The 7538-nt window shown below is 69.9% G+C and carries 3 protein-coding genes; 1 reads left to right on the forward strand and 2 read right to left on the reverse strand.

Going from position 1 to position 7538, the window contains the following annotated elements; all coding sequences use genetic code 11:
• The coding region (eccCa, locus tag KGQ19_RS46015) for a type VII secretion protein EccCa (RefSeq protein ID WP_212021503.1) at positions 1 to 3870 on the reverse strand (3870 nt) is incomplete at its 3' end.
• A 43-nt stretch (positions 3871 to 3913) separates the two neighbouring features.
• Here eccCa and KGQ19_RS46020 point away from each other — a divergent pair.
• Positions 3914 to 5827: an EsaB/YukD family protein gene (locus KGQ19_RS46020; RefSeq protein ID WP_212021505.1), complete on the forward strand. Its 1914-nt coding sequence runs from the start codon at positions 3914 to 3916 to the stop codon at positions 5825 to 5827.
• 26 nt (positions 5828 to 5853) lie between these two features.
• Here KGQ19_RS46020 and KGQ19_RS46025 read toward each other — a convergent pair whose 3' ends face one another.
• Complete coding sequence (locus KGQ19_RS46025; protein ID WP_212021508.1) at positions 5854 to 7230, reverse strand: HNH endonuclease signature motif containing protein; 1377 nt, start codon at positions 7228 to 7230, stop codon at positions 5854 to 5856.
• Positions 7231 to 7538 lie beyond the last annotated feature (308 nt).

Raw genomic sequence — 7538 nt, forward strand, 5'->3', positions numbered from 1 at the left:
CTGCAACACCGGATCGAACATCGCCCGGCCCGCCCCGCCACTCTGCCGCGCCACCACCACATGCAGCCCCACATCCCGCGCATACGGCAGCAATTCCACGAGCGGCGCCAGCGGATTCGCTGTCGGCGACGCCACCAAGTCGTAGTCGTCGACGAACACGTACACGTCCTTCCCCGTCCGCCAACTCCGCGTCCGCAACTGTGCCGCCGTCACATCCGGGCCCGGCAACCGGTCCCGCAAAGCCTCGGCGAGCTGCGACATCAACGACAGCGCGGCCGGCCCGGCGACCGCATACCCAGCGCTGTACTCCTCCGGCACGACCCCCATCAGGCCTCTGCGGTAGTCGACCACCATGAACCGCGCGTCCAACCGTCCGGCCGTCACCTCCTCGACCAGCCCCGTAGCCACCAGCCGCAGGAAGTTCGACTTCCCGGCCTCGCCCTCCCCGAACACCACGAAATGCGGATCGGCTTCGAAATCCAGCGTCACAGGCAGCAATCGGGTCTCGTCGATGCCGATCGTCACCCCGCTGCCCGACGGCGCGCTGCCTGACGCCGCGTCGCCTGACATTGCGCGTCCTGACGTCGCGTCGCTGGCCCGCCCGCGCGACACCAACTCGCCATACGCAACCTGCGACGGCAGCATCCGGACCCGTGGCGCCACCGGCCCCTGCCACGCCTTCGCGATCGCCGCCGCCAACTCCTCGGCCGGCATCTCCGTCACGGCCCCGAGCGTGTGCAGCTTCTGCCGCGTCAGGCCCCGCCCCGGCATCCCCTGCGGCACCTCCGCGGCCGTCCGCCGGTCCATCTCGGACTCCATCGGATCGCCGAGCCGCAGTTCCAACCGCGTCCCGACCGCGTCCTTCAGCTGCGCGCGCACATCCGCCCACCGCCCGGTCGACGTCAGCAGGTGCACGCCGAATCCCAACCCCCGCCGCGCGATGTCCAAGACGTCCTGTTCCAATGCCTCGAACTCGTCCCGGAACGCCGCCCAGCCGTCGATGACCAGGAACACGTGCCCCTGGTCCGTGTCGATCCCCGCTTTGGCGGCTCTCACCTCGCCGACTCCCGCCTCACCGGCGGCCTCCCGTCGGTCGAGCATGCCGACGGCCTCGGCGACGATCCGCCGCACCAGCTCGGGATTCGCCCGCCCGGCGACCGCCGAGACGTGCGGCATCCGGGCCAGCGGTGCGAGCGTCCCGCCTCCGAGGTCGACGACCAGGAAGCGCGCCTCCGCAGGCGTGTGGGTCAGCGCGAGGCTGAACATCAGCGTGCGCAGCGTTGTCGACTTGCCTGACCGCGGCCCGCCGGCGACCAGCACGTGCCCGCCGGCCCCGGACAGGTCCAGCACATACGGGTCCTGACGCTGGTGAGCTGGCCGGTCGAGGATGCCAACCGGCACGCGCAACTGACCGTTGCCCTGCCAGCCTGCTGCCGACAGCCCGCGGCCTGCGCTGACCGCGATGCCGGGCAGCAAGCTCTCCAACGTCGGTGGCTTGGCCAGCGGCGGCAGCCAGACCTGGTGTGCCGCCGGCCCGAACCCGGCCAACCGGTCCACAATCACGTCGAGCACCGTCGCGGCCGACTTCTGGTAGCCCCCGACCGTGTCCAGCGCATTCAACGACGAGGTATCACCCAGGCTTCGCTCCCGTTCTGTAGAGCCGGTGCGCAATGCCAGGACCGGCGCTTGATGTAGGGCGGTGAACCAGACCGGGCGCTGGTGGAGCGCGCGGCGCGTCACCGGCACTGAAGGCGCTTTGGCAGCGCGGCCGTAGGGCCCTGATACGTAAGCGGCCTTGAACCGGGTCATCGACTCGTTGTCGAACTTCAGATATCCGGATCCCGGCACACTCGGCAGATTGTGGGCGTCCGAGACACCGAGGACGGCGCGCGACTCGGCGGCGGAGAAGGTCTTCAATCCCAGGCGGTAAGAAAGGAAGGTATCGAGCCCACGCAGCCGTCCCTCCTCCAAGCGCTGCGAAGCCAGCAAGAGGTGCACGCCAAGGGATCGCCCGATGCGGCCGATCTGTAGGAACATCTCGATGAACTCCGGCCGCGCGGTCAGCAGTTCGGAGAACTCGTCGACGACCAGCAGCAGCGACGGCAGCGGAACCAGGCTCGCGTTGCCCGCGCGGGCCTTCTCGTAGTCGTGCACGTTCTTCACGTTCCCGGCACGCTTCAGCAGCTCCTGGCGGCGGTTCAGCTCGCCGGTCAGCGCGTCGCGCATCCGGTCCACCAAGGTCAGGTCGTCCGCGAGGTTGGTGATCACCGCGGCCACATGCGGCAGCGCCGCCAGACCCGCGAACGTCGCGCCGCCCTTGAAGTCGGCCAGGATGAAGTTCACCTGCTCGCTCGAATGCGTCAGGGCCAACGCGGAGACCAGGCTGCGCAAGAGTTCTGATTTGCCCGAGCCGGTCGCACCGATGCACAGACCGTGCGGACCCATGCCGCCGAGCGCGGCCTCCTTCAGGTCCAGCAGGACCGGTTCGCCGTCCTCGCCGACCCCGATCGGCACGCGCAAGCGCTCGTTCGGCGAGCTCGCGCCACGCTGCCACAAGCTCGGCGCATAGATCTCGGCAGCGTCCTCGATCCCGAGCAGGTCGGTGAAGTCCAGCGCCGACAGCAGCGGCTCCTCGCCGCCGCCCGCCGACAGGTGCAGCGGAGCCAGCTGCCGGGCCAGCGCTTCGGCCTGAGCCAGGCTCAGCGTGTCGACGCGAACCGTGAAGCCACGCTCGCCCGACCCGGTCCGGCCATCCGGCAATTCCACGGTCGCGGTGCGGTCCTGGCCGATCTGCACCGCCATCTGGTGCCGCTTGGCCCGTTGCCGCGGGTCGGTCGCGGTCACGATCTCCACGACCGTCGCGCCCAGCAAGCCATCGTCGGGGATCAGCTGCGCGTCCGCCGACGGCTTCGACGCGTGGTCGAGGATGACGATCACATGCGGGCGATCGATCAACGAGACGATCGACGTGAACCGGGGCCGCTCGCCCAACAGTTCTTCCAGACCGGCCTCGGCGTCCGTCGGATCGTCGTAGATCATGCGCTGCGAGCCGGCGGCATCCTGCGTGCTCGGGTGCTGGGCGTGCGGCAGCCACTTGAGCCAGTCCCAGCGCGGGATCCGGTCGCTGTCCGCGACGACGCAGACCTTGAGATCGTCGGGGGAGTGGAACGTCACGAGCTGCGCCACCAGCGCACACACCGCCGAAGAACCGGACCCACCGCCCACGACGAGGCGCGAGATCGACCGCAGCGGGATCGCGACCGGCTGATCCGGCAGGGTTCCGTGGACCGCTAGCAGGCGGCGCAACGCGTCCGCACACATCGGCTCCAGCTCCCGCATCGGAGCGGTCTCCGGCGGCACGAGCTGTGTCGCGAGGCGCGCCGTGCCCCGGCCGATCCGCACGGTCAGGAAGTCCGGATCGGACTGTCGCCGCTCCCACAGCCGTTCGCGCAGCGCGACCAGACTCCACAACGTGTCCGGGTCCGGATTCGCATAGCGGGCAGCCGCCTTCTGAGCCCGCGCCGCAGCCGCCACTTCTGTCCGGGCAAGCGCGAGATGCCGCAGGTAGTCGCGCCGGGCGTCCGCCACCTTCCCCTTGCCGCCGTTGCGCTGCCGGACCGCCGACACCACGCCGAACACCAGGCTGGAGGCGAACGTCACGGCACCGATGATCATCATCAGGGCATTGGCGCCCGGCACGAAGAAGAACACCACCGACCCCAGTCCGGCCACCATCGGCAGCAGGTTCAGGGCCCAGTGCCCGTCCCCGCCGCCGCGCGGTACCTCCGGCGGCGGATGCAGGACCACGGAGCCGCTCGGCATTTCCGGCGACGGGCGACGCGGTCCGCGGATGACAGAGGTCGTACTCACCTGTGAAGGGTATTCGGAGTGACCGGCTGGCTACCATTACGGCATGAGTGCAGGTTCCGGGGTCGCCGGGCGACCCGGCACGGCAGCCGGCCATTGCCGGGTCACCGTCGTCGCCCCCACCCGCCGCGTCGATATGGCGCTGCCCGATGACGTCCCGCTGGCCGAACTGCTCCCGGAACTCCTCCGCCTCGTCGGCGACCCGCTTGCGACCCCGGCCGCGATCGCCGCCGCACTCACCGGCTACGTCCTCACCGGCGCCGACGGCGTCCCGCTGGACACCGCCACGTCGTTGACGGAGCAGGGCGTGGTCCACGGCTGCGTACTGCGCCTGTGTCCGGCCGACGACGTCCCCGAGCCCGCGGTCCACGACGACATCGCGGACGCCGTCGCCGAAGCGGTCATCGCCGGCGGTTCGCAGTGGAGCGTCGCCGCCTTGCGCGCGACAGCCCTGGCCGTCGTCGCCGTCGCCTCGGCGCTCGGCGCGGTGGTGCTCTGGTCCTCCAACACCGGGACGTTCCACGGCTGGAAGGGCTTGATCGCAGGCGCGATCACGCTGGTGCTGTTCGGTCTCGCGATCTGGCGGGCCCGATACGATCAGTCCGCCGTCGGACGGGGGAGTTACTACGGGTACGGAGACGGTGCCGGGCCGGCTGGGCCCTCCGGTCCTCCGCGACGTGGCCGACTCCACGGGCATCCGGCTATTGCACACGATCGAGTGAATCTTCACGATGCCGAACCGGGCTACCAGTTGACGTCGAGCTTCGGCCCGCCACTTGGTCAGAGCCCTGCGTATGGCTACCCGTACGAGGAAACGGATTCCGGCCACGCCGAACTGGAGACCAGCTTCGATCTCTCGTCGTTCGGTGCTGACGCCCTCGACCCGCAGCCTGCCACGACTCGTTCTGTCTCCAGTGCTGCGGCCAACCGCGCTACCCGCAGTGTCCGCGACGGCGGTCTTGGCAGCCTCGCGGCCTGGCCCACCGTCGCCGAAGCGATGGCCTGGGCGACCGGCGCGCACCACCAGCGCGACTACACGGCGGCAGCCGTGCTGTCGGCGTCGTCGCTCCCTTACGCCTTCATCGCCGGCGCGGGCCTGCTCTCCGCCAATCCCGCGACCGGCCACGGTCTCGGCCGTGCCCACTTCACCGCGGGCGCCATCGCGGTCCTCATCGTGGCCCTCGCCGCGATCATCGGCATCGGCCGCCGGATCGCGGTGCCGGTGGCAGGGGCGACCGTAGGCCTGGTCGCCACCGCCGCCGGTCTCGGCCTGCTGGTGACCAGGGCGAGCCCGGCCTCCGGCATCGGCGTGGTCGCCGCCTTCTGCGCCTTGGCCGTCGAACTGCTGCCCTTCGCCGCGATGGCCGCCGCCCGCTTCGTCATCGAACCCCCGACCAGCGGCGTCGAACCCGGCGACTTCGAAGGCTCGCCGGTCAACAACTACGTGGTCGGCCTGCGCGTCGCCCGCACCCTCGACATGCTGACCGGCCTGACGGCGGGCGTCGGCACCCTGCTCGTGCTCAGCGTTGCCCTCCTGGTCATCCCGATCAGCGCCATGCAGACCTCGTCGCGCGGCCCGCACACGGTCTGGGAGCAGGCACTCGCGATCCTCGTCTCCGGTGTCGTGCTCTGCCGTGCCCGGCTCTTTCGCGAACGTGCGCAGGTCCTCGCCGCGGCCATCAGCGGCCTGACCGGCCTGGTGATCGCCTTCAGCGCGATGGCCGTGAACGCCCTGCCCGACCTCCGCGCCATCTGGCTCGCCCCGCTCCTGGTCGTGATCGCGCTCCTGGCCCTCGGCCTGGCCTCCATCCGCCCCCGCCGCGGCACCTCCGAGCCGATCATGCCGCCGCGCTGGGCCCGCGCCGTCGAGATGGTCGAGGGCGCGATCCTCCTTGCCGTGCTGCCGGTGCTGATGGCTGTTCTCGGTGTCTACGGACAGGTGCGCAACCTGAAGGGCTGAGCGCCAGACCCGCCGGATGATGCCGTTCATCGCGCATCACCGCCCGCAGGCTTCGCGATCGGGGCCTTCGCACTCGGGGCCTTCGCACTCGCGGCTTCCGCATCCTCAGCCTCCGGCCGCCACGGACTCGGCCCCGGATACCAGGCTGGCGTGTCGGCGTACCACGGCACCCGCGGCCGATCGAACCTCCGCCGCTGGTTGTGCGCCCTGACCTCCGCTTCCTGCCAGCCGTGCTGGCGCAGCCACAGCTCGTCGTGCAGCTCCCGATGATGCCGACGGCACAGCAGCCGCATCTGATCCACATCGGTATGGCCGCCCTCAGCCCACGGCACGTCATGGTGCGCGTCGCACTCGCGCGGCGGCCGATCACACCCCGCCGTCGTGCAACCCCCGTCGCGCACCGCCATCGCCTCGTATTGGGCCCGCGTCGCAAGCCGCCGCTTCCGCCCCTGCCACAGAACCTCCCCGTCCCCATCCACCAACACCGCCCGCAACGCGGCCTCGCACCGCAACATGTGCGCCTCCGCCGCCGGCACAGCCCGCCCACGCCCCGTCCGCGCAGCCGGCGCCCCCGGCAACCCCAGCGCCGCATCAGCCCGCATCACAATGGTCATGGTCGTCGGACCGCTATGCCGCTGCGGCAAATCCCCCGACCGAAGCCGGTCCTCCGCGATCTGCACCAGAGCATCAGCCCGAGCCTGGGCGAGATCACCGGCCTTGTCAGCGTGCCCACCCTCGTCCCCGGCCAGCGCATCCAACGCCGTCAGCAACGCATCACCACCAGTGGTGGACAGAAACCCACCGGGCAGATAGCCGTCCAGCACCGGCGTCATACAGAACCCGCGCTTCTCCTCAGCAGCCCGAGCCCGATTGAGCACCGTCGCCGGAGCCACCCGATGCGCAGCGTCCTCAGCATGCTGCCGCAGACTCTCGGCCCCCTCCGCCACAGCCCTGGCAATCAGCGCCCGACGAACCTGCTCAACCACCTCATCCGGCTGCTGCACCAGCGCAGCCAACGCCTCAGCAATAATCCGAGCCTGCGGCGCCGAGATATCCCCGGTCCGCAGCGCCTCCTCAGTAAGCGGATCCTTCCGCAACGCCTTGACCGTGGCTATCAGCCGCCCGGCATCCCCCCGAGTCCGCCCAAGATTGACAATGAGCGCCTTACGAGCAGCATCAGTAGCACGCCACGACAACTCCTCGCGCGTAGTCTCCGGCGTCTGCACCGGATCACCCCGGTCATGCCACGTCCGGACACACCGGACCAGCACCCCCTCCGCAGCCCGCGAAACCTGCTCCGCGGCCTTGGCCACAGCCAGACTGCCATCGGCGTCATAGCCAAGCGGATCGAGCGCAGCCAAACAAGCCGTGGCATCACTGAGCTGGCGCAGCGGGTCGACCATCGTCGTGTCCCTTCGACGTGTTCCCCGCACGCCTGTTCTGACACGATCTACGATAGCCGACTCAACTGACCAATGCGGGCTAAATCGACTATCTCTAACTACTCATATAAAAATACCCAAACAACGCCAAGCCCCCGCCACCAAACACCAGCCACGGCACCACACGTCGTCCCACCCAAAGTCAGTACCTTCCCAAGGCCGACCACACCCGAGCCACCCCGACGCGCCGACAGCCCCCACTCAAACCCGCCGCACCCTCCGCCACACCCCAAACGCAATCACCACACCAACAACCACCGCACCCCCAC

It is taken from the genome of Catenulispora pinistramenti (genome assembly GCF_018274385.1).
Taxonomy (GTDB): Bacteria; Actinomycetota; Actinomycetes; order Streptomycetales; family Catenulisporaceae; genus Catenulispora; species Catenulispora pinistramenti.